Annotated in this window: 21 protein-coding genes, 1 tRNA gene and 1 pseudogene; 13 read left to right on the top strand and 10 right to left on the bottom strand. The window is 61.0% G+C overall.

Annotated features, from left to right (window positions below; genetic code table 11):
* Positions 1 to 104: 104 nt before the first annotated feature.
* Positions 105 to 1,610 (top strand): peptidoglycan DD-metalloendopeptidase family protein, encoded by a 1,506-nt coding sequence (locus AC0L2B_RS06735; RefSeq protein WP_473744669.1) that lies wholly within the window; start codon positions 105 to 107, stop codon positions 1,608 to 1,610.
* A gap of 194 nt (positions 1,611 to 1,804) precedes the next feature.
* Here the strand turns inward: AC0L2B_RS06735 and AC0L2B_RS06730 are convergent, their stop codons facing one another.
* Positions 1,805 to 2,680, bottom strand: coding sequence for an ATP-binding protein (locus tag AC0L2B_RS06730; RefSeq protein WP_473744668.1), 876 nt, complete (start codon positions 2,678 to 2,680; stop codon positions 1,805 to 1,807).
* A 277-nt stretch (positions 2,681 to 2,957) separates the two neighbouring features.
* Between AC0L2B_RS06730 and yajC the strand changes: the two genes are divergently transcribed.
* From yajC to AC0L2B_RS06710, 4 genes are all read left to right on the top strand, one after another.
* Positions 2,958 to 3,296, top strand: coding sequence for a preprotein translocase subunit YajC (gene yajC / locus AC0L2B_RS06725; protein WP_023802565.1), 339 nt, complete (start codon positions 2,958 to 2,960; stop codon positions 3,294 to 3,296).
* A 327-nt stretch (positions 3,297 to 3,623) separates the two neighbouring features.
* Positions 3,624 to 6,173 (top strand): protein translocase subunit SecDF, encoded by a 2,550-nt coding sequence (gene secDF, locus AC0L2B_RS06720; protein WP_473744667.1) that lies wholly within the window; start codon positions 3,624 to 3,626, stop codon positions 6,171 to 6,173.
* Positions 6,174 to 6,188: 15 nt separating this feature from the next.
* The gene (locus AC0L2B_RS06715) at positions 6,189 to 6,578 is read left to right on the top strand and encodes an Mth938-like domain-containing protein (RefSeq protein ID WP_023802563.1); all 390 of its coding nucleotides are present in this window, start codon (positions 6,189 to 6,191) and stop codon (positions 6,576 to 6,578) included.
* A 1-nt stretch (position 6,579) separates the two neighbouring features.
* On the top strand, positions 6,580 to 7,431 hold the full coding sequence (locus AC0L2B_RS06710) for a phytoene/squalene synthase family protein (protein ID WP_473512677.1): 852 nt from the start codon (positions 6,580 to 6,582) through the stop codon (positions 7,429 to 7,431).
* Positions 7,432 to 7,493: 62 nt separating this feature from the next.
* On the opposite strand, the pseudogene AC0L2B_RS06705 reads toward AC0L2B_RS06710, so the two are convergent.
* The 3 genes and pseudogenes from AC0L2B_RS06705 to trmFO form a co-directional block, all read right to left on the bottom strand.
* Positions 7,494 to 7,825: pseudogene (locus AC0L2B_RS06705) on the bottom strand (type II toxin-antitoxin system RelE/ParE family toxin).
* A complete protein-coding gene (locus tag AC0L2B_RS06700) occupies positions 7,797 to 8,099 on the bottom strand; it encodes a type II toxin-antitoxin system ParD family antitoxin (RefSeq protein WP_091596942.1) in 303 nt (100 codons plus the stop codon). Before AC0L2B_RS06700 ends, AC0L2B_RS06705 begins: the two are co-directional and overlap by 29 nt.
* Before the next feature lie 70 nt (positions 8,100 to 8,169).
* Complete coding sequence (gene trmFO / locus AC0L2B_RS06695; protein WP_473744666.1) at positions 8,170 to 9,579, bottom strand: methylenetetrahydrofolate--tRNA-(uracil(54)-C(5))-methyltransferase (FADH(2)-oxidizing) TrmFO; 1,410 nt, start codon at positions 9,577 to 9,579, stop codon at positions 8,170 to 8,172.
* A gap of 99 nt (positions 9,580 to 9,678) precedes the next feature.
* On the opposite strand from trmFO, the gene AC0L2B_RS06690 reads away from it, so the two are divergent.
* Positions 9,679 to 10,278 (top strand): hypothetical protein, encoded by a 600-nt coding sequence (locus AC0L2B_RS06690; RefSeq protein WP_473744665.1) that lies wholly within the window; start codon positions 9,679 to 9,681, stop codon positions 10,276 to 10,278.
* A gap of 354 nt (positions 10,279 to 10,632) precedes the next feature.
* On the opposite strand, the gene AC0L2B_RS06685 is transcribed toward AC0L2B_RS06690, so the two are convergent.
* Positions 10,633 to 10,773 (bottom strand): DUF1127 domain-containing protein, encoded by a 141-nt coding sequence (locus AC0L2B_RS06685; RefSeq protein WP_023802557.1) that lies wholly within the window; start codon positions 10,771 to 10,773, stop codon positions 10,633 to 10,635.
* A gap of 54 nt (positions 10,774 to 10,827) precedes the next feature.
* A complete protein-coding gene (locus AC0L2B_RS06680; RefSeq protein WP_006335194.1) occupies positions 10,828 to 10,968 on the bottom strand; it encodes a DUF1127 domain-containing protein in 141 nt (46 codons plus the stop codon).
* 236 nt (positions 10,969 to 11,204) lie between these two features.
* Here AC0L2B_RS06680 and AC0L2B_RS06675 point away from each other — a divergent pair, with 236 nt between their 5' ends.
* Positions 11,205 to 11,366, top strand: coding sequence for a hypothetical protein (locus AC0L2B_RS06675; protein WP_473744664.1), 162 nt, complete (start codon positions 11,205 to 11,207; stop codon positions 11,364 to 11,366).
* Positions 11,363 to 12,100, top strand: coding sequence for a hypothetical protein (locus AC0L2B_RS06670; protein ID WP_473744663.1), 738 nt, complete (start codon positions 11,363 to 11,365; stop codon positions 12,098 to 12,100). The genes AC0L2B_RS06675 and AC0L2B_RS06670 overlap by 4 nt, the downstream gene beginning before the upstream one ends.
* Before the next feature lie 116 nt (positions 12,101 to 12,216).
* Here AC0L2B_RS06670 and AC0L2B_RS06665 read toward each other — a convergent pair.
* Positions 12,217 to 12,299 (bottom strand) — tRNA-Leu (locus AC0L2B_RS06665).
* 342 nt (positions 12,300 to 12,641) lie between these two features.
* Here AC0L2B_RS06665 and AC0L2B_RS06660 point away from each other — a divergent pair.
* On the top strand, positions 12,642 to 13,442 hold the full coding sequence (locus AC0L2B_RS06660; RefSeq protein WP_473744662.1) for a hypothetical protein: 801 nt from the start codon (positions 12,642 to 12,644) through the stop codon (positions 13,440 to 13,442).
* A gap of 236 nt (positions 13,443 to 13,678) precedes the next feature.
* On the opposite strand, the gene AC0L2B_RS06655 is transcribed toward AC0L2B_RS06660, so the two are convergent.
* Positions 13,679 to 14,113, bottom strand: coding sequence for a hypothetical protein (locus AC0L2B_RS06655; RefSeq protein ID WP_287240602.1), 435 nt, complete (start codon positions 14,111 to 14,113; stop codon positions 13,679 to 13,681).
* Here AC0L2B_RS06655 and tig point away from each other — a divergent pair.
* On the top strand, positions 14,091 to 15,563 hold the full coding sequence (gene tig / locus AC0L2B_RS06650) for a trigger factor (protein ID WP_287240686.1): 1,473 nt from the start codon (positions 14,091 to 14,093) through the stop codon (positions 15,561 to 15,563). The genes AC0L2B_RS06655 and tig overlap by 23 nt on opposite strands.
* A gap of 94 nt (positions 15,564 to 15,657) precedes the next feature.
* Here the strand turns inward: tig and AC0L2B_RS06645 are convergent, their stop codons facing one another.
* Both AC0L2B_RS06645 and AC0L2B_RS06640 read right to left on the bottom strand, forming a co-directional pair.
* Positions 15,658 to 15,984, bottom strand: a complete 327-nt coding sequence (locus tag AC0L2B_RS06645; RefSeq protein WP_287240601.1) for an antibiotic biosynthesis monooxygenase family protein — start codon at positions 15,982 to 15,984, stop codon at positions 15,658 to 15,660.
* A 77-nt stretch (positions 15,985 to 16,061) separates the two neighbouring features.
* Positions 16,062 to 16,943 carry an alpha/beta fold hydrolase gene (locus AC0L2B_RS06640; protein WP_287240600.1) on the bottom strand — a complete coding sequence of 294 codons (882 nt, stop codon included), beginning with the start codon at positions 16,941 to 16,943 and terminating at the stop codon, positions 16,062 to 16,064.
* Between the two features lie 295 nt (positions 16,944 to 17,238).
* On the opposite strand from AC0L2B_RS06640, the gene AC0L2B_RS06635 reads away from it, so the two are divergent.
* The 3 genes from AC0L2B_RS06635 (at position 17,239) to AC0L2B_RS06625 (ending at position 19,902) form a co-directional block, all read left to right on the top strand.
* Positions 17,239 to 17,619 carry a c-type cytochrome gene (locus tag AC0L2B_RS06635; protein WP_091596987.1) on the top strand — a complete coding sequence of 127 codons (381 nt, stop codon included), beginning with the start codon at positions 17,239 to 17,241 and terminating at the stop codon, positions 17,617 to 17,619.
* Positions 17,620 to 17,730: 111 nt separating this feature from the next.
* Positions 17,731 to 18,678: a heme o synthase gene (locus AC0L2B_RS06630; RefSeq protein WP_287240599.1), complete on the top strand. Its 948-nt coding sequence runs from the start codon at positions 17,731 to 17,733 to the stop codon at positions 18,676 to 18,678.
* A gap of 405 nt (positions 18,679 to 19,083) precedes the next feature.
* Entirely contained in the window at positions 19,084 to 19,902 is an 819-nt protein-coding gene (locus AC0L2B_RS06625) for a DUF2189 domain-containing protein (RefSeq protein ID WP_287240598.1), read from the top strand.
* Positions 19,903 to 19,956: the final 54 nt, after the last annotated feature.

The following is a 19,956-nucleotide window of genomic DNA, read 5'->3' as shown; positions in this document are numbered from 1 at the left end:
TATTTTAAGAAAATTTGCGCCTGATTCTAGATGTTTAACCGGCCGGTAACATTAACGCGCTTTAATCACGGTCAGTCTGTACCGGGTATCTGCGGGTAAATGCGATGCAATTCAGTATTTTGAAGGCAAACGGACGCAACCTGGCGCGGGGTATCGCCGTCCTGATGGTTGCGGGCACCGCGACGGGATGCAGTTCCCAGGTCTCGCGGTTCAACAGTGTCGACGATGTCTTCACGTCGTCGACAAACAACCAGCGCGCCATCATCGACAAGCAGGACGCCGCCCAGCCCTATCCCGGCGATGCCGCCGCGGTTTCGGCCGCGCCACTCGACGGCAGCCACACCCAGTCGGTAAGCCGTTCAAGCCTCGAACCGGTCACGACGCAGCAATTGCCGCCGGTCGACCAGGCGCAGCCGGCTACCGCGTCGGCGCCCGCCGCCAGTCCGGCTCGCACCGCTTCGGCGCCAGCCGCTCCCCGGGTCGACCGGACTGCGACCGGAATCGTGGCAAAGCCGTTCAAAGAGTCACAGCCCGACGCTCCGCGCATGGCGACGGCGGGCGGCGAACCGCGTGCAGCCGAGATCATCGTCAAGGACGGCGAGACCATTTCCGGCCTGTCGCGGCGCTACGGCGTGCCCGCCGACGCCCTGATGAAGGTCAATGGGCTAAGCGCGACCAACGGGCTGAAGACCGGCCAAAAGATCGTCATCCCGGCCTATGCCTATTCGGGCAAGAAACCGGCGCCTAAGCTTGCCGGCGCCAAGCCTGCGAACGACACCAAACACGATGTGCCGGCCAAGGCGCCGGAGATGGTCGCCGTGCTGCCGCAACAGCCCAAGCTCAAGGAGGGCAAGTCCACCGCGCAGGTGGATGCATCGGCCGCAGCAAGCCAGCCGAAGGACGCCGCACCCAAGGCGGCTGGTGCCGGTGGCGCCTACACCGTGCAGCAGGGTGATACGCTGTCGGCCATCGCCAGGAAGACCGGCGTCGGCGTGGTTGCGTTGAAGCAGGCGAACGGCATGCAGGACGGTCTGCTCAAGATCGGCCAGACATTGAAGGTGCCGGCCGGCGGAACCGCGACAGTTGCCAACGCCAAGCCGGCAAAGGTCGATCCGGTAACGACTGCCACCACCCCGCCTGCGGCGAAGACGACGCCGTCGGAAACGCTCGCCGCCTACACGCCGCCGAAGAAGGAAAAGGTCATCCAGCAGGCCGAGGACGACGACGCGGTCGCGCCGAACGCCACCGGTATCGGCAAGATGCGCTGGCCGGTGCGCGGCCGCGTGATCTCCAGTTTCGGCGGCGGCAAGGACGGTGTCGACATCGCCGTGCCGGAAGGAACGCCAGTCAAGGCGGCCGAGAACGGCGTCGTCATCTATGCCGGCGATGGCCTCAAGGAATTCGGCAATACGGTGCTGGTGCGCCACGAGAACGGTTTGGTCACAGTCTATGGTCACGCCCGTTCGATAGAGGTCCAGCGCGGCCAGAAGGTCAAGCGCGGCCAGGAAATCGCGCAGTCCGGCATGAGCGGCACCACCGACTCGCCGAAACTGCATTTCGAAGTGCGCAAGAATTCGGCGCCGGTCGATCCTTCGACCTATCTTGAATAAAGAAAGTCGATCCTTCGACCTATCTTAAATAGAACAAGAAAAGCGATTGCGGGCCGCCTGACCTCCAATCCGGCCCGCCGGCTCAGCCCGCTCCGCAAGGGGCGGGCTTTTTCAGGGGCTTTTCCGGACCATGATCTTGTCCGAAAACCGGGCTCCACTTTTTGCTACGCTGACCTTCGGTTCGGGATCATGGTCTAATCCTGGAGCGACTTGCCGAGCCGGCCTGCCAGATCCTGGGTGTACTGCCAGGCGACGCGGCCCGAACGGCTGCCGCGCGTCGTCGCCCATTCCAGCGCCTCGGCGCGCAGCGTCTCGGGATCGATGGCAAGTCCGTGATGGCGGACATATCCGTCGATCATGTCGAGATACTCGTCCTGCGAGCATTTGTGGAAGCCGAGCCAGAGGCCGAAACGGTCGGAGAGCGAGACTTTTTCCTCGACCGCTTCCGACGGGTTGATGGCGGTCGAGCGCTCGTTGTCGATCATGTCGCGCGGCAAAAGGTGGCGCCGGTTCGACGTGGCGTAGAAGATCACATTGGCCGGGCGGCCCTCGACTCCGCCTTCGAGCGCCGCCTTCAGCGACTTGTAGGACGTGTCGTCGTGGTCGAATGAGAGGTCGTCGCAAAACAGGATAAAACGGTAAGGCGCTGCCTTCAGCAGCGCCATCAGCTTCGGCAGCGTGTCGATGTCCTCGCGGTGGATCTCGATGAGCTTGAGTGGCAGGTCCAGCTTTGCCGATGCGTTGACCGCCGCATGCACGGCCTTGACCAGCGAGGATTTTCCCATGCCGCGTGCGCCCCACAACAGCACGTTGTTGGCTGCGTAACCGGAGGCGAAACGCTCGGTGTTGTCGACCAGTATGTCGCGGACGCGGTCGACGCCGCGGATCAAACCGATGTCGACGCGGTTGACCTTGCGCACCGGCTCCAGATAGCCGGGATCAGCCTGCCAGACAAAGCAGTCGGCCCCGCCGAGATCGGTTTCCGGCACCGGAGGCGGGGCGAGGCGGGCGACCGCCTCGATCAGGCGGTCGAGCTTCCTGTTCAGGGCTTCGGTGGTGCTGTCGGTCATTCTTGTCTTTTGTTTTTGCATTCACGAAGCAACGGAACCTATTGATTCCGGCGGTTTCGGAACCGGCTCCAACCTTTTGTTAGGGCACGATCTTTTTCGAGAACCGGGCTCCATCTTTCGGGACCATGCTCTAACACGGCTCATCCAGCCGGAAAAGCAGCTGAAATGCTCGGCCGCAGTTGCATTGGCAACTTTACCGACTATATTCCGGCCAAATTTCACGGGGCCGCCAAATTACCCGTTTGGCGGCTGTTTTTCAAAATTCAGGAGTACTTCGATGTTCGTGACACCGGCATATGCCCAAGGCGTCGGCACCTCCCCGGATATGTTCATCAGCATTTTGCCGTTTGTCCTGATTTTCGTGATCATGTATTTTCTGATCATCCGGCCGCAGCGCACGCAGTTGAAGAAGCGCGGCGAGATGCTGGCGGCGGTGCGCCGCGGCGATACGGTCGTCACTGGCGGCGGTTTCGTCGGCAAGGTGACCAAGGTCATCGATGACAACGAGCTCGAGATCGATCTCGGCGGTGGCACCAAGGTAACGGCGCTGCGCTCGACGATCGCCGATGTGCGCGTCAAGGGCGAGCCAGTGGCGAACCAGAACGCCAAGAAATAAACCGATTGTCGGCGAACGATCTGCGGATACACCCAGACCGACAAACGCCATTTGCTGTATTTTCGCGCTTCAGGACGAACCTGATCTGGCTGGCCGCCGGTATCACGGGGCGCCAACGATCTCGTGATGCCATTGCGCGCTGGTCCCATGCCGGCAAGATTGACAATAGTTGAAGAAAGCCCGATGGCCAGCATCAAAGTGAACTGCCTTGTGCTCGACATCAACCTTTGTGCGGACCACGGCGAGCCAGTGGCGAACCAGAGCGCCTATAAATAACCCAATTCCAGGCGGAACGATCCGCCCGAATGCCGTGACGGACGACGCCATATGCTCTATTTCTCGCGCTTCAAGATGATCCTGATCTGGCTGGCCGTGGCCGCCACAGTGATCCTGGCTGCGCCCAATCTTTTTTCGGCAAGCACGCTCGCCAAGCTTCCCGACTGGGTGCCGAAGCGCCAGATGACGCTCGGCCTCGATCTGCAGGGCGGCTCGCATATCCTGCTCAGGATGGATCCGAACGATCTGATCAAGGATCGGCTGGAGACGACGCGCGACGAAATCAGGACGCGGCTGCGCGATGCCAAGATCGGTTATACCGGCCTTGCCGGATCAGGCCGGGCCGTGCAGGTCCGCATCACCGATCCTGGTCAGGTCGAAGCCGCCAAGACGGCGCTGAAGACATTGACCGATCCGGTGGCCGCCGGCCTGTTCAGCGGCGGCTCCGTCCAGGAAATGTCGCTGGATACCGAGTCCGGCCTGCTCAAATTCGCCTTCACCGATGCCGGCATCAAATATCGCACGTCGACGGCGCTGGCGCAGTCGCTCGAAGTCGTCGAGCGCCGCGTCAACGAACTCGGCACCACCGAGCCGATCGTGCAACGCCAAGGCGACGACCGCATTCTGGTCCAGGTGCCGGGCCTGCAGGATCCGCAACGGCTGAAGGACATTCTAGGCCAGACCGCCAAGCTGACCTTCCAGATGGTCGACCAGTCGATGCCGGTGCAGGACGCGCTCAACGGTCGTCCGCCGGCCGGATCCTCGGTGTTGTATTCGCAGGATGATCCGCCGGTTCCCTATCTGATCGAGAACCGCGTCATCGTTTCTGGCGAAAATCTCGTCGATGCGCAGGCGACGTACAATTCCCAGACCAATGAGCCGGTGGTTTCGTTCACCTTCGATTCCAAGGGGGCGGCGCGTTTCGGCCAGGCCACCTCGCAGAATGTCGGCAAGCTGTTTGCCATCATCCTCGACAATCAGGTGATTTCGGCGCCGCAGATCCGCGAACCGATCCTTGGCGGCAGCGGCCAGATCTCAGGCAATTTCACCGCCGAGAGCGCCAACGATCTCGCCGTGCTGTTGCGTGCCGGCGCGCTGCCGGCGACGCTGACGGTGATCGAAGAGCGCACGGTAGGCCCTGGGCTCGGCGAAGATTCCATTCACGCCGGCAAGGTTGCCGGCGTGATCGGCTCCATCCTCGTCGTCGTGTTCATGTTCGTGGCCTATGGCTTTCTCGGCTTCATTGCCAACATCGCGCTGGCGGTGCATGTCGCGATGATCATCGGGTTGTTGTCATTGCTTGGCGCGACACTGACATTGCCCGGCATCGCCGGCATCGTGCTGACCATCGGCATGGCGGTCGATTCAAACGTTCTCATCTACGAGCGCATCCGCGAGGAGCGACGAAACGGTCGCTCGGTAATCCAGGCGATCGACACGGGTTTTTCCAAAGCGCTGGCGACCATCGTCGATTCGAACGTCACCTCGCTGATCGCGACCGTGGTGCTGTTCTGGCTCGGGACCGGCCCGGTGAAGGGCTTTGCCGTAACCTTCGCCATCGGCATTCTGACCACCGTCTTCACCGCCTTCACCTTCACCCGCCTGCTGGTGTCGATCTGGCTTCGCCGCGCCCGCCCGAAGGAATTGCCGCGCGCGCCGGTGACCTTCGTCCCGCCGGGCACGCGAATTTCGTTCATGGGCATCCGCCGCTGGACATTCGCGCTGTCCAGCGTGCTGTCGATCCTGGCGGTCGTGCTGTTCATGACCGTCGACATCAATTACGGCATCGACTTCAAGGGCGGTTCGCTGATCGAGGTCCAGGCCAAGGATGGCACCGCCGATATTGCCGACATCCGCGGCAGGCTTTCGGAACTCAATATCGGCGAAGTGCAGGTGCAGCAGTTCGGCGACCCGAACGACGTCTTGATCCGCGTCGGCACGCAGGAGGGCGGCGAGAACGCCGAACAGACCGTCATCGACAAGGTGCGTGGCGAGTTGCAGGACCATTACGATTTCCGCCGCGTCGAGGTGGTGGGACCGACGGTTTCCGGCGAGCTTGCCAAGCAAGGCACCATCGCCATGCTGATCGCGCTGCTCGGAATCCTGGTCTATGTCTGGTTCCGCTTCGAATGGCAGTTCGCGGTCGGCGCCATCATCGCCACGGTCCACGATGTGGTCATGACCATCGGCTTCTTTGTCATCACCGGTCTTGAATTCAACCAATCGTCGCTTGCAGCGATACTCACCATCATCGGCTATTCGCTCAATGACACGATCGTCGTCTATGATCGTGTTCGCGAAGACTTGCGAAAATACAAGAGGATGCCGTTGCCGCAATTGTTGAACAACGCCATCAACGAGACGCTGTCGCGAACGACGCTGACCTCGGTGACAACGATGCTCGCGCTGCTGGCGCTGGTGCTGTTCGGCGGCGAGGTGATCCGCTCGTTCACGCTGGCGATGCTGTTCGGCGTCGTCTTCGGAACCTATTCGTCGATTTTCATCGCTGCGCCATTGCTCATCCTGTTCAAGCTGCGGCCGGAAACCGCGACGGCCGATGTGGAGAAGCCGGTGAGCGGCGGCAAAGCCATAGCAACCTGACGGGCGGCCAACGGGATGACCAAAGGCATTGTCATCCGTGAGGCGCATTTCCCCGGCCGTGCGCCGATCGAGGCCTATGGCAATGGCGGATTTCGTTTCGCCGACATGTCGCATCGCGGCTCGCTCCTGTGCCTGCCGTCGGGCATCTATGGCTGGGAGCCGGCTGATCCCCTGGCGCTGACGGCGGCGGATTTCGCCAAGCTGCTCAACGAGGCTGACCAGGTCGAGATCCTGCTGGTCGGCGCCGGCAAGGATCTGAGGCCGTTGCCGGCAGCGCTGCGTGCTGTGTTGAAGGCGGCGGGCATTGCGGCCGATCCGATGTCGACTGGTGCTGCCGTGCGGACCTACAATGTTCTCCTGGCGGAAAACCGTGCGGTGGCCGCCGCGCTGATTGCCGTCGAGTGACGTGAGCGAAAACGCCAAAATCGTCATGGAAACGGTGCGCGCCGCCGACCATGATCGCTATGTTTGCGCGCTCTATGCGCCCGAGGACAAGCGTGACGCGCTATTTTCGCTCTATGCCTTCAATGCCGAGATATCAGGCATTCGCGACCGTATCCGCGAGGCACTGCCCGGCGAGGTGCGACTGCAATGGTGGCGCGATGTCATCGCCGCCGAGGACGCCGGGGTAGGCACAGGCCATCCCGTCGCCGACGCGTTGAAGGCGACGATTTCCGCCCATCACCTGCCGAAGCCCGCCTTCGAGAACATGCTCGAAGCCCGTATTTTCGATCTCTATGACGACCCCATGCCGTCGCGCACCGATCTGGAAGGCTATTGCGGCGAGACAGCAGCGGCGCTCATCCAGCTTGCAGCGATGGTGCTCGATCCCGTCGAAGCGCCGCGTTTCGCCGAACTTGCGGGCAGGGCAGGTTGCGCACAAGCGATGACCGGCCTTTTGCTGCTGCTGCCATTGCATCGCAAGCGTGGGCAATGCTTTGTCCCGGCCGACATTCTGGCCGCGGCAGGATCGTCGTCCGAAGAGTTCGTTGCAGGCGATGACGGGCCTGGAGCACAACGCGCCGTCGCCGCAATGATCGCGCTGGCGCAAGAACATCTTGCAGCTTTCGAAAGCGGTGCATCGTCGTTGCCGGATTCGCTCAGACCAGCATTTTTGCCGCTGGCCTTGTCGCGCGCCTATCTCGGCAAGATGGAAAGCTCTCGTCAGTCACCTCTGAACGAGGTGGCGCGGCTCTCGGCCTGGCGCCGGCATTTTCTGTTGTTGCGCCGCGCGACGCGAGGCTGGCCGGACGCCTGAAGGCTGCCAAGCATAGAAGGAATCCGGAAAGCTGGAACTATCACGGCAGCCGTAGACGTCTGTCACGATGGGTCGCTCGATCCGCCATCGCGCATCAGCGCCTCATAGTCGCGACCGCCATAGAAGATGTTGACGATGCGGACGACATCGTCATCGACAACGTAAGCGATGATGGCAGAGTGCTCGAACCGCACTGTTCGCAATCCCGGCGCAATGTCATCGCGCGCCGGCCACCCCGAGGCGCATTGCCGATGCTCTGGCAGCGTCGTTTAATCCGATCGACAAAACCATTTGCGATGCTTTCGCTGCCGCTGCTCTCAAGGATGTAGGCAGCCATCGCTTCGAGATCGGCAATAGCTTCTTCGCTAAGAGCGACGGCGAGACGCTGTATCATCATTGTCTCGCTCGCGTTGTGAAATCCGGCTCTTTACCCTGTCGATTGCTTCTTCGAGCGAAACAGCGGGCCTTGTATCCTCGATCGATGCCTTCACGCGCGCCCTGATCGACGCCATCCGCTCGGCATGCTCTTCCTCCTCGCGCTGGAAGGCACGAAGTGCTGCGCGGATCACCTCGCTCGCCGAACCAAAGGTACCATCCTCGACTTTTTCGCGGATCATGCGCGCCATGGCGGGCGTGACAGTGACGGACAGTTTCTCGGCGGGTTCCATGGAATTGCTCCCTATAGTAGGATATAATCCTACTCTCCTGTCGACCGATCGACAAGAACAGACAGGCGGGCTACTCCGCCGCTTCCGCCTGGGAAGGCAGCCCCAGCCATTCGCGGCAGGCGGCCAGCGCGCGCGATGTCACAGCACGCCGCCTGGCGACGGTCCTGTCCTTGCCGCGCAGGCGTTTTCCCTCGGCTTTCGGCGCTTCCACCGGAGGGAACAAGCCGAAATTGATGTTCATCGGCTGGAATGAGCGCTTTCCCGGCTCGTCGTCGGAAACGATGTGACCGCCGGTAATATGGTTGAGCAGCGCGCCAAAGGCTGTGGTCATCGGCGGCAGCGCCGGCGCGTGGCCCAACCGCTCGGCGGCGGCAAAGCGCCCGGCAAGCAGGCCGATGGCGGCACTTTCGACATAGCCCTCGCAGCCGGTGATCTGGCCGGCGAAGCGCAGCCCGGGCCGTGCTTTCAACTGCAGCGATTGGTCAAGCAACGTCGGCGAATTGATATAGGTGTTGCGGTGCAGGCCGCCGAGGCGGGCAAACTCGGCGTTTTCGAGGCCCGGGATGGTGCGGAACACGCGCACCTGCTCGGCGTGCTTCAGCTTGGTCTGGAAGCCGACCATGTTGTAGAGCGTGGCCAGCGCATTGTCCTGGCGAAGCTGCACGACGGCATAGGCCTTTACCGACGGATTGTGCGCATTGGTCAGCCCCATCGGCTTCATTGGCCCATGGCGCAGCGTCTCGACGCCGCGCTCGGCCATGATCTCGATCGGCAGGCAGCCGTCGAAATAGGGCGTGCCTTCCCATTGCTTGAATTCGGTCTTTTGGCCCTCGAGAAGCGCGCCTACGAAGGCAAGATATTGCTCCTTGTCCATTGGACAGTTGATGTAATCCTTGCCGGTGCCGCCAGGTCCGACCTTGTCGTAGCGCGACTGGAACCAGCAGATGTCCATGTCGATCGTGTCGAAATGGACGATCGGCGCGATGGCGTCGAAGAAGGCGAGCGCATCGGCCCCGGTCACTTCCGCGATCGATTGGGCGAGCCCAGGTGCGGTCAGCGGGCCGGTGGCGATGATCGCCTGGTCCCAATCCGCGGGCGGCAGGCCTGGCACTTCCTCGCGCTGGATGGTGATGAGCGGGTGCGCTTCGAGCTTTCTTGTCACCGCTCCGGAAAACCCGTCGCGGTCGACAGCCAGCGCACCGCCGGCCGGCACCTGGTGCGCGTCGCCGGCGCTCATGATCAGCGAACCGGCCAGCCGCATTTCGGCGTGCAGCAGGCCGACGGCGTTGGTCTGCGCATCGTCGGAGCGGAAGGAATTGGAACAGACGAGTTCGGCCAATCCATGCGTCTTGTGCGCATCGGTGCCGCGGATGGGACGCATTTCATGCAGCACGACGGGAACGCCGGCTTCGGCCGCCTGCCAGGCGGCTTCAGAACCGGCCAGGCCACCGCCGATGACGTGAATAGAATTCTTGTTCATGAGCGCCGAAATAATCCTTTGTAGCTGCGATTGCAATTACACGAGCCGGCAGCGTTGCCGCCAAGTGCGGCAATCGTCTACTGTCGGAGAATGGACGGGATGCTTGGGATCTTTGCCAGAGCGACATTTCTGACAGTCGTGATCGCCGTAGGCGGATCAGCGGCCGCCGGCGAACTGGCTGCGACGGCTTCCAAGCGGATCCCCATCTGCCACGGCTACAGTTGCAACTATCGCACGATGCTGGCGCTTGGCCCCGGTGACGGCGCGCGTTTCCGCTCTATCCTGCGTGCCGGCGCCGGTTCGCCCCAAGCCGAGCGTGCGGCTATTTCGAAGGCTGTTCGCTATTTCGAGCAGCGCATTCTCCGGGCCACCGGCATTCGCGATCTGCCGCAGTCGGAATTCGGCGCATCGCGCATCCGGGGCCAGATGGATTGTGTCGACGAATCGACCAATACCCATGCGCTGCTGGTCTATCTTGCCGAGCGAAAATTGCTCAGGTTCCACAAGGTCGAGGACAAGGCCTCGCGAGGCTTGTTTGTCGACGGGCGCTATCCCCATTGGACGGCGGTGATCAGCGACCGCAGGGGCACCGAGTGGGTGGTGGATTCCTGGTATGCGCCGATGGGCGGCGCACCGGACATTTTTCCGCTCAGCCAGTGGAGGAAGCGAGGTGTGCTGGAAAGCGGTGCGCTCGACTGACGACAGGGACTTCCCCGCCAGAACGAATTCCTAGGTGCGTCGACCCTGAAAAACAACAACACCCGCCGGGGGAGGATCCGGCGGGTGTCGTTTTGCTGGTCGATCCTCGGGAGGAGGTGAAGATCGACCGTATTCGCCATCGCCGGGGAGGAGGTCGGCTTTGACGAAATTCCTTTCGCCTGATGAAAGGGGGCGAAACCCTTTTGGACGAAATCGCTTCGCCCTGGGGGAAACAACGCCCGCCGCGGGAGGAGGTGCGGCGGGCGCCGTTTTTGTGGTCAACCCTCGGGAGGAGGTGAAGGCTGACCGTATCCGTCAGGGTCGGGGAGGAGGTCGACCCTGGCGAAATTCTGACTAGATCGCCTTGCGGGCGATGCTCTTGATCTCTTCGCGGACGATGCCGAGATCATGCAGCTGGCGGTTCGAAAGGCGACCCAGCTCGGTAACCGTCGAGCGATAAACGCGCCAGTTACGATAGTTGCGGATCAGGTTCATTGTCGTTCTCTTTTCAAGTCAAACTGGTTCGGACCATTTGCGGTCCGAAGAGGATTAGACCGCCTTGCGGGCGACGTAGTGGATGTCGCTGCGGCTGATGCCGAGGTCGGTCAGTTCACGGTTGCTCAGGCGGCTCAGCTCGGAAACGGTGTCCCGGTAGCGGCGCCAGTTGCGGTAGTTGCGGATCAGGTTCATGGTATTCTCGTTTCGTCTTTCTTCCGGATCATTCCGTCTTTGTGTACGACCGGAAGATAGGTCGGGTCATATCGATTTAAAAGCGCTATCGGTGCATAGCAGCAATGCAAATTGTGCAATGCACAATCACCGGCAATTCTCGTCTTCGACATAGATAGGCCCGAATCGGAAAATGCCGTAGCGTCAACGGTTTGTCCGGGTCGGCTGAAGAAACGACCAAGCTGGAGGAGAAAGGCATGGCGAGCTATTCGTCGCGGGTCAGGGCTGATATCGCACGATGGCTGCAGGCTGACCTGATCGACGCCTCGACGGCCGACGCGCTGCGGCGCGACGTCGAGGCCAATGAGCGCAAATCGCTGAGCTTCGGCTCAATCCTGGCGATGAAGCGTCGGCCTTGATCACCTGGGGCGCGGGCACCGCCCTGGCGGCAATTGCGCTACGCTCGAACCCGCTGGCCGTCGCTTCTGTCGGCATTGCCGACAACTTCCGCTGCTTTAGGGCGGCTCACGGACACATGGGGATGGGTACGATGCGGGTCTTGTTGGTTTTGGCGGCTCTCCTGGCCGCACAGTTCGCCTGTGCAGGGGAGGAGTTGCCTTTTCCTGATTTGGACACTGAGGGCTATTGCACAGCGCTGGTCTCAAAGATGCTCGTGAAGGCGGAACAGCAGGTCGAAAAGGAAAAGTGTCTGACATATGAAACGACAATGAAGGCTAAGCTCCAACCCTTCTGGAATCTCGTCGAACCATCCGAACGGGAAAGGCTGATGAGAGACTATATGCGCGAGGTTAAGTTTCAAACGTATGGAACTGTTGGGTTCTTCGTTGAGTCCGCGTTGGGTAAGGCTTGCCTGGTCGGTCGCGTATTTTGCACTCCTGACAAGACAAATGTAGAGCTAGTGGCTTTCAAAGGTGCCAAGTATTGCTCGTCAGAGATTTGCGTTAAAGAGGAGACGGCGCGGAGATTGCGACTTGAGAAGTACTGGTCAAGCTTGCCAAAGCGTAAAACGGGTTGGTGCCTTGGTCACGTTTTCAATCAGAAACTACCTCCCCTCCAAATCCTTTCCAACTGCGTTGCCGAGGACATCGGGGCTCAATGCCTCAGTGGGGTGCGACAGTGTCGGCCCGGTTAGAATTAATCGTCACGCCAAATCACACGCCGGCCGCTGCCGCGATGGCGATGATCGCCTCGCAGGTTGACTCGATGCCTTCCGGTACTGGAACCTTGATCCACTGTTCGAGGGAACAGTGGTGCGGGTAGAGGGACTCGAACCCCCACGTTCTCACGCCAGAACCTAAATCTGGTGCGTCTACCAATTCCGCCATACCCGCTGGCTTCGTGTCACCGTGACATGTCTATGTCACAACCCATGTCACAAGTTCAACACTTAGATTTTCGAGGTTTTTGGGCCTCGCATTGGTGTCCGGGGGGCACGGCGCGGACTTTCTGTCCAAAGTAGGCGACGGCGGCGCGAACGAACTCGTCGGCGGCCGGGTCTTCCTGCCCAAGGATGTATTCAAATTCTTTCAAATTGATTCGGAATATTTTTCTACCCGTAAGTCATGACCGCAACATTGTTTCGTGTTAGCGATTCAAACACTCTCTGGGTTCGTTATTGCTAAAGTAGCAAATTTGAAACTGCTGCTGTGGGGTAATTTCCAAAGGAGAGTGTCATGGCAAACGTCGTTAACAGCTTCGCCGCAGCTTTGGCCTGTAGTGCACTTGTTTTATCTCTTTCTTTTCCCTCCAGCGCAGGCGGCATTAGCGTCGGCGCCGGCGCATCGGTTGGCGGCCGAGGCGGCGTAAACGCCGGTCTCGGCGCCTCGATCGGCGGCAGTGGCGGCGTCAATGCGGGAGTCGGCGCTTCGATCGGCGGTAGCAGCGGGGTAAACACGGGAGCCGGTAAATCGATCGGCAGCAAGAAACGCATTATCGCGGGTGTCGGCGCTTCGATCGGCGGCCGAAGCGGGGTGAATGCCGGCGCCGGTGCGTCGATCGGCGGCAGCAGGGGCGTTAGCGCTGGTGCCGGCGCCAACGTCGGCGGCACTCGTGGCGTCACGGCTGGCCTGGGTGCCAATGTCGGCGGCACCCGTGCCGTCACGGCCGGCCTGGGCGCCAGTGCCGGCGGCACAGGTGGTGTCACGGCCGGCCTGGGCGCCAATGCCGGCGGCACCGGCGGTTTCACTGCTGGCGCAGGCGCAAATGTAGGCGGCACCGGCCTCGTTGCAGCGGGTGTGAGTGCCAATGTTGGTGGGACGACCGGGGTCGGCGTCGGTGTAGGCGTCGGCGGTGGGACCCTTGCTGGCACACCCGCGACTCCTGGAACACCCGGGACTCCTGGCGTGAGCGTGGTCGCGCAGATGTCCAGCAGCCAGTTGATACGGATGAAGAAGCGCTGCGTGGATGTGCTCGGGAGCGGCGGCACATACGATCGCACCCTGCGTGAGCTTTGCTTGCTGATCGCACGCCGCTGAGAAGACTGTTGCGCAAACGGGAGTGTCGCATCGGCCGTACAGGCTTTGACAACACTCTCCTGGCCTTGCGGCCGGCCCGCCACTCGGAAGGTGGCGGGCTTCTCTGCGTCAGGACCGCTGCGCTGAGCGGATGACGACTTCGGGGTAGCTACACCAGCGGGAGCCAAGTCGGAGTGGTGCCTAAAATCCAGCGCGTCCAGCAATTCCGCCGCATCCGCGTTGCCCGCAGGCAGCCATCATTCTGTCAATGTCGCGGTCAAAATAGCGGCCGTTCGCCGGCGCATGATCCCGAAAAACGAAAAATCGTATTTTTGGCGATCATGCGCCAAAATCAAGGTGCTCCAGCTTCCTGTGCGCGTCCAAGATGACGCGCGGCGCTGTAGACGCGAAGATGGTTGAAAATCGGCCGCGCCTGTGACAAAAGGCGTGTCGAATGTGACGGGATGCGACGATCCACTTCTGCAGAATGTGATAAGAAGTCGGAAAAACAAAGACTTATTCACATTTTGGAGCGTGTTTCTGGACGATTTTGAGCCGCGTTGAGTGGACAGATCGCCAAGTCCCGCACCAAAAGCCATTCCCGGCAAGATCATACCGGCAGGCTGTAAACGGCAAGAGCCGTTTGGCTGCGGAAACGAAGGTTCTATGATGCAGGTCACCGAAACGCTCAACTCCGGTCTCAAGCGCGAGATCAAGATCACCGTGCCGGCCGGTGACATGGAAGCCAAGCTGATGGCGCGGCTTTCAGATGCCAGGAGCAAGGTCCGCATCAACGGCTTTCGCCCCGGCAAGGTGCCGGTGCAGCACCTGCGCAAGGTCTATGGCAAGTCGTTCATGGCCGAAGTGGTCAACGAGATCCTCAACGATTCGACCCGTTCGATCATTACCGGCCGTGGCGAAAAGGCTGCCATGCAGCCCGAAGTGATCATGACCGAGGACGAGAAGGAGGCCGAGAAGATCCTGGCCGGCGGCGCCGACTTCGAGTTCCGCCTGAACTACGAGATCATTCCGCCGATCGAGATCAAGGATTTCTCCGACATCAAGGTGACGCGCCAGGTGTTCGACGTGCCGGATTCGGAAATCGATGAGCAGGTCAAGCGTGTCGCCGAATCGGCGCGCACCTACGAACCGAAGACCGGCAAGGCCGCCGAGGGCGACCGCGTGACGATCGACTATGTCGGCAAGATCGACGGCGAAGCCTTCAGCGGCGGCGCCGGCACGGACCAGCCGCTGGTGCTCGGCTCCAAGGAATTCATTCCCGGCTTCGAGGATCAGCTCATCGGCAGCAAGGCCGGCGACGAGAGGCAGGTCACGGTCACATTCCCGGAAAACTACCAGGCGGCGCATCTTGCCGGCAAGGAAGCCACCTTCGACGTCACCGTCAAGGAAGTGTCCCAGCCCGGTGCGTTGGAGATCAACGACGAAATGGCCAAGAATCTCGGCCTGGAGTCGCTGGAGCGCCTGCGTGAGGTGGTGCGCGGTCAGATCGAGAACCAGTTCGGCTCGATGACGCGCCAGAAGATCAAGCGCCAGCTGCTCGACCAGCTCGATGCCGCCTACTCGTTCGAGGCGCCGTCGAAGCTCGTCGAGGCCGAGTTCAACAACATCTGGAACCAGGTCAACCGCGATCTGGAAGCCGCCGGCCGCACCTTCGCCGACGAGGAGACGACGGAAGAAGAGGCGCGCGCCGAATATATGCGGCTTGCCGAGCGCCGAGTGCGTCTCGGCCTGGTTCTCGCCGAAATAGGCGAGAAGGCCGGCGTCACCGTGTCGGACGAGGAATTGCAGCGCGGCCTGCTCGAGCAGGTGCGCCGCTATCCGGCCAACCAGCAGCAGGAAGCCTTCGAATTCTACCGCAGCAATCCTGAAGCGCTGAACACGTTGCGCGCGCCGCTGTTCGAGGAGAAGGTGGTCGACCATCTGCTCAGCCAGATTTCGGTCACCGACGTCAAGGTCAGCAAGGAAGAGCTGATGGCCGACGACGAGGACAGCGAGACGGCCAAGGCGAAGCCGGCGAAGAAAGCCGCAGCAAAGAAGGCCGACCCCAACAAGGCCGACGATGCGGAAGAGCCCAAGAAGAAGCCCGCGCCGAAGAAGAAATCTGCCAAGGACGCCGAGTAACACGGCATTCTGCTGGATGTGAAAGGCCGCCCTCGAGGCGGCCTTTTCTCGACGACGCCGACGTCGCAAGGCCGCTGCCGTCACCGTTGCCGCTCTATTCGCGCGGCAACTGATTGACGAGGATCCGCATCACCGTGACCCGTTCGGGCAACTCGACGAGGAACTCTTCGTCGCGCGGCAGGTGATGGATCTTATGCGGGTCACCGCCGGTGAAGCTCGCCATGGCTTCGACGTCAGGCCAGTACGAGATCGTCACGAACTCTGTCTCTTCTTCACGATCCTCGCGAAACAACTGCACGCCAAGTGCCTTCTCCTGGAGTGGCGGAATGCCTTCGCGGCGTAGATATGGCTCGTAGGCGTCCGCCAGATCACGGCGTGTCGTTCCCCGCCAGATCCGGGCGATTGTGGCGTTGTCGATCATGGAGTGCGCTCCTCTCGATGGGTTGTCATGAGGATGGGGCAGCGATGGCGGATTCCGCTGCGGTGTTGTGCGGGCGATTAATGCAGGACCTTGCCCAGAAACCGTCGCACAAATGGCAGGGCGACCTCGAAATGGGTCTCCAGCAACCAGTGGCCTGCGTCGTCAAGCAAATGCAGCTCGGCCTCGGGGAGATCGCGCAGATAGGCGCGCGCTGCCGGCTCGGGCATATATTCGTCCTTCGGTCCCCAAAGGATCATTGCCGGTGGCCGCTGCTCGCGCAGGTATGCCTGGTAACGAGGGAACCAGTCGAGATTAGCCTTGAGCTTCTCCATCAGTCCGACTGAAAGCGCACGGCGCACAGGCGTATCCATCAGCGGCCAATGCAACTTCCACAGATCGGGCGGGACGCGTCGAGCGACGTCGTCATCGACTTCGCCTACGAACTCGGCGCGAAAGCCGTCTTCGCTCACCGCCTGCTCGAGCGGCGCACGGTTCGCTGGTGAAGGATCACGCCAGAAACGCCGGATCGTTTCATACTTCGGGCCAAGAGCATCGGCGTAGATGTCGCCATTCTGGATGATCAGGGCCCTGATCCGCGATGGGTGCGCTATGGCGTGGCGCAGGCCGATCTGCGAGCCGTAGTCGTGCAACCATAGCGCGTAGCTACCGAGCTCCAGCGCGTCGGTGAACCGCTCAAGGAACGTTGCATAGGCATCAAAATCATAACCGAACCGTGCCGGATCGCCACTGTAGCCAAAGCCGGGGAAATCCGGCGCGACCGTCCGCCACCGATCGGCGAGCGCCGGCATCAGCCGGCGATATTGGAAGGATGAGCAGGGATAGCCATGCGGAAGCAGCAACACCGGCGCGGTTTCAGGACCTGCTTGTCTGTAAAAGACGGTGTCGCCGTCGATCGTGCGGGTGCCGTGGCGCACCTCCAGGTCGCTCCTGTCGTTCATAGACACTTCTCTGAATTTTTGATCTTTCAGATGTTTAACCGTAGCTGGTCTAACGCCTTTACCCGGTATGCGTTCCGGTTACGCTCTACGCCGATCGGCCTGCCTCGTCGCTTCGGCGCCAATCTTGCTGGTCGACTTCTTCTATCTGCCGGCCAGATTTTGTGGTATGTAGATGCCGCAATTCCATGCGGGAGACGCGGATATTCCGCTCTGTCGTGCAAGGGGCGCATGACGGCGAAAGTGTCGGCAGGCGCAGATCGTCCAAGGCAGATTTGGCGATCGGGGAGGAAATGCCATGCGTGCAATCGCGTTTTTCGCAGTCGTGTCCGTTGCGACCTTTGTCACGAGCCAATCCCAGGCACAGGATGCCGCCGCCGGTGAGAAGGTCTTCGCCAAATGCAAGGTTTGTCACGTCGTTGACAAGGACCAGAACAAGGTCGGGCCGTCGCTGAGCGGCGTCATCGGCCGGACGGCCGGCACGCATCCCGGGTTCAAGTATTCCAAAGCCATGACTGAGGCGGGCGCGTCCGGCGTCAAATGGGACGACGCCACGCTGACGAATTATCTTCGCGATCCCAAGGCCATGATCAAAGGTGGGAAGATGGCGTTTCCCGGCCTCAAGAAGGACGAGGATCTCGCCAACGTCATCGCCTATCTGAAGCAATTCTCCAAATGACCCGGTTCTTCCACCAGGAAGTAACCCGGTTCTTCCGCCAGGAAGTAACCCGGTTCTTCCGTCGGCCGATGGGCCGGCCAGATTGCGTGTGCCAATCGGTAGTCGCCTGAAATGTCGGCTCGGGAAAGCGGCCTCAAGGATACCGGTATCCAGATCTCTGAAGCGACGGTCAGTGATTTCTTCGCGCTTTTGAAACCACGCGTCATGGCGCTTGCTGTCTTTACCGCTTTCGTCGGCCTGATGGTGGCGCCCGGGGCGATGAACCCGGTCATCGCCGTGATTGCAATCGGTGCAATTGCGGTTGGAGCGGGAGCGGCCGGGGCACTCAACATGTGGTACGATGCCGATATTGACGCGTTGATGTCGCGCACCTCAAAGCGGCCGGTCCCGTCAGGCCGGGTCACGCCAGGCGAAGCGCTCGGCTTCGGCATGGTGCTTTCCGTACTTTCGATCATGACGCTCGGCGTGCTGGTGGGGTGGCTCGCCGCATCGCTGCTGGCCTTCACCATCTTCTTCTACGTCGTCATCTACACGATGTGGCTGAAACGCTCGACGCCGCAGAACATCGTCATAGGTGGTGCCGCGGGCGCGCTTCCTCCGGTCATCGGGTGGGCGGCCGCCACTGGCGCCGTCGGGGTTGAAAGTCTCGTCCTGTTTCTGATCATTTTCCTCTGGACGCCGCCGCATTTCTGGGCGCTCGCGCTGTTCAAGATCGGCGACTATGCTGCGGCCGGCATTCCGATGATGCCGAACGTGGCCGGCCAGGTTTCGACCAGAAAGCAAATCTTCGTCTATTCGCTGATCCTGGCGCCAATCGGCGTGCTCCCTTGGGCTGTCGGATTCGCGAGCGGATTGTACGGGATTGTTTCGGCCGCATTGGGCGCGGGTTTCATCTGGCATGCCTGGAAGCTTCTGGTCGACAAAAGATTGGCTGAAGGGTGGGAGATGAAACGCGCAAAGGCGCTGTTTGCCTATTCGATTCTCTATCTTTTCGCGATCTTTGCCGTGCTGCTTGCCGACACCGTTGCAATGCGTGTCGTCATGTCAGCCGGAAATTGACGGCATGACCTGCCTCGTGACTGCATTGAATCCTGATGTTCTCGGATTGTTGCCGGGTTGAGAGTCGGCGATTGCTGAACGAGGTGCGTCCGAACCTGCTCAAACCTCACGTTGGCACTGCGCAGAATCCCAGCACCAGCAGAATAACTATGCCAAGGCCGAGTATAAGAACGGTCTTTCCATCCATGACCTTCACCCTTCAACCCAGCTTTGAGACTAGCGAAGAAAGGCCGTTAGAGCCAGCGGGATCACCGGAGCCGTGCCCGCAGACAAAGGGCGGCGACAAATGCCATGCAAGAGCGTATGTTGATCATGGTGCAGGTCGCGGTTTTGCGTGGCCAGTCACGCTGAACGACAGCACCGTGAAATCGCGACCTTTACCGGACCTGGTCTGGAGGAATGGTCATGGCAAGTTTTCACGTGATTGCAGGCGCCAGCGAGAAGCTGGAGCACACCAGAATTCGAAAGATAGGCGTTTCCGACCTTTTCGACGCGCTCAAGCGTGGCGTCGACGATTTCATGGTCAAACCGTCGCACATCGTTTTCCTCTGCCTGATTTATCCACTTGTCGGCGTCGTGCTCGCTGTCTGGACGTCGGGCAACAACACGTTGCCGCTGTTGTTTCCGCTGGTGTCTGGTTTTGCGCTGATCGGCCCGTTCGCGGCGCTCGGCCTGTATGAGATCAGCCGGAGGCGGGAGGCCGGGCTCGACGCCTCATGGAGCCACGCTTTCGAGGTCAGGAATTCTCCAGCGCTGCCGGCCATCGCGGCGGTCGGGATCATGCTGCTTGCGATCTTCGTCGCCTGGCTGTTGACCGCGCAGATATTTTATCAGCAGGTGTTCGGTCCAGCCCCGCCGGAATCACTGTCCAGCTTCATCAGTGAAATATTCGCCACCGGGCGCGGCTGGACGCTGATTATCGTTGGCCACGCGATCGGCTTCGTCTTCGCCGCGGTCGTGTTGTGCACCACGGTCGTCGCGTTCCCGTTGTTGCTCGACCGCGACGTCGGCGCCTACGAAGCCATCCACACCTCGGTGCGGGTGGTCCTGGCGAATCCGATCGTGATGGCTGTCTGGGGCCTGATTGTCGCCGTCGCCCTGATCATAGGCTCGCTGCCGGTGTTCGCCGGGCTGGCGGTGGTGCTGCCGATCCTCGGTCACGCCACCTGGCACGTCTATCGGAAAGTCGTGGAATCGCCGGCCTCCACCAGACCGGCGGACTGAAAAAACTCTGCCCTGCCGCACCGGCGAGAGGCCGCTGCGGCAGGTTGGCAAGAG

It is taken from the genome of Mesorhizobium sp. WSM4815 (genome assembly GCF_055811575.1).
The sequence above is the reverse complement of the archived record's forward strand: the minus strand, read 5'-3'. Positions and strand labels throughout refer to the sequence as shown.